The following is a 1764-nucleotide window of genomic DNA, read 5'->3' as shown; positions in this document are numbered from 1 at the left end:
CCGCCCCCGCCGCGGCGGCGCGGGGCGGGGGGCCCGCCGCCGCCCGCGCCGCCGCCGGGCCCGCGGGACCGGCGGGCGGACCCACCGGGTGCGCCTCCGGCCCGGGCACATATCCGGCCGCAGGGCCGCCACCGGCGACCACCGGCGCACCGCCGCCCGCGAACGCGGCCCCGCCGCCGGCGGCGAGCCCGGCCGCGCCTACGCCGCGCTCCAGCCGGTCCAGCCTGCTCTGCACCGACCGCTCGTCGTCGTACGCCGCGGGGAGCAGCACCCGGGCGCAGATCAGCTCCAGCTGCAGGCGCGGCGAGGTGGCGCCGCGCATCTCGGTCAGCCCGGTGTTGACCAGGTCGGCGGCGCGGCTCAGCTCCGCGGCGCCGAAGACGGACGCCTGTGCCGTCATCCGCTCCACGACATCGGCGGGCGCGTCGATCAGCCCCTTCTCCCCCGCGTCGGGCACCGCAGCGAGAATGACCAGGTCACGCAGCCGTTCCAGCAGGTCGGCGACGAAACGACGTGGATCGTTGCCGCCCTCGATCACCCGGTCGACGACCTCGAAGGCCGCGGCGCCGTCCCCGGCCGCGAACGCCTCCACGATCGCGTCCAGCAGCGACCCGTCCGTGTATCCCAGCAGCGCCGTCGCCATGGCATATGTCACACCGTCGTCACCGGCTCCGGCGAGCAGCTGGTCCATGACGGACATCGAGTCACGCACCGAACCGGCACCGGCGCGCACCACCAGCGGCAGCACCCCGTCCTCGACGGACGCGGACTCCCGCTCGCACACCTCGGAGAGGTAGTCCCGCAGCGTCCCGGGCGGCACCAGACGGAAGGGGTAGTGGTGGGTACGCGAGCGGATCGTCCCGATGACCTTTTCGGGCTCCGTCGTCGCGAAGATGAACTTCAGATGCTCCGGCGGCTCCTCGACCACCTTCAGCAGGGCGTTGAACCCCGCCGAGGTGACCATGTGCGCCTCATCGATGATGTAGATCTTGTACCGGCTGGAGGCGGGCCCGAAGAACGCCTTCTCCCGCAGGTCACGGGCGTCGTCCACGCCGCCGTGCGAGGCCGCGTCGATCTCGATCACATCGATCGAGCCCCTGCCGTTCCGCGCCAGGTCCACACAGGACTGGCAGGTGCCGCACGGCGTCGGGGTGGGACCTTCCTCACAGTTCAGGCAGCGCGCCAGGATGCGCGCACTGGTCGTCTTGCCGCAGCCGCGCGGGCCGCTGAACAGATACGCGTGGTTGACGCGGTTGTTCCGCAGGGCCTGCTGCAGGGGATCGGTCACGTGCTCTTGCCCGATGACCTCGGCGAAGGTCTCGGGTCGGTAGCGGCGGTACAGCGCGAGGGACGACACGCATACGACGATATCGGCCCCCACCGACAATCGAGCCGCCCACAAACGCAAACGCCCCTCACGCACCCGCCAGAGCCGACCTACCCTTGCTGCCTTCCGGCCCTGGGGGAGTTCAGTCAGATAGCGCCACGTGAGGGGCTGTGCACCACAGTAGCCGATCCCCCACCCCGAACACGACCCGCCCCCACCTGCGACTCCCCACCACCCTCACCCGGAACCCCACCCTTCGGATCATGGTCGCGAGCACCCCTCGGCGTCTTGTATTGTTTGCGGCGGAGGATTCGCCTAGTGGCCTAGGGCGCACGCTTGGAAAGCGTGTTGGGGGCAACCCCTCACGAGTTCGAATCTCGTATCCTCCGCCATTGCTCTCACCGGGCAATACAGCGAAATGGGCGCACCCCAGAGGG

Annotated in this window: 1 protein-coding gene, 1 tRNA gene and 1 other RNA gene; 1 reads left to right on the top strand and 2 read right to left on the bottom strand. The window is 71.0% G+C overall.

The window, feature by feature from the left end; translation table 11 throughout:
• Both ACFWWQ_RS29635 and ffs read right to left on the bottom strand, forming a co-directional pair.
• A partial coding sequence (locus ACFWWQ_RS29635) for a DNA polymerase III subunit gamma and tau (RefSeq protein WP_384602345.1) occupies positions 1 to 1357 on the bottom strand: 1357 nt, incomplete at its 3' end.
• 44 nt (positions 1358 to 1401) lie between these two features.
• Positions 1402 to 1500, bottom strand: an RNA gene (ffs, locus tag ACFWWQ_RS29630) — signal recognition particle sRNA small type.
• Positions 1501 to 1631: 131 nt separating this feature from the next.
• Between ffs and ACFWWQ_RS29625 the strand changes: the two genes are divergently transcribed.
• Positions 1632 to 1719: transfer RNA gene (locus ACFWWQ_RS29625), tRNA-Ser, on the top strand.
• The last annotated feature ends 45 nt before the right edge of the window (positions 1720 to 1764 follow it).

It is taken from the genome of Streptomyces sp. NPDC059080 (assembly GCF_042739975.1).
Lineage (GTDB): Bacteria > Actinomycetota > Actinomycetes > Streptomycetales > Streptomycetaceae > Streptomyces > Streptomyces benahoarensis.
The sequence above is the reverse complement of the archived record's forward strand: the minus strand, read 5'-3'. Positions and strand labels throughout refer to the sequence as shown.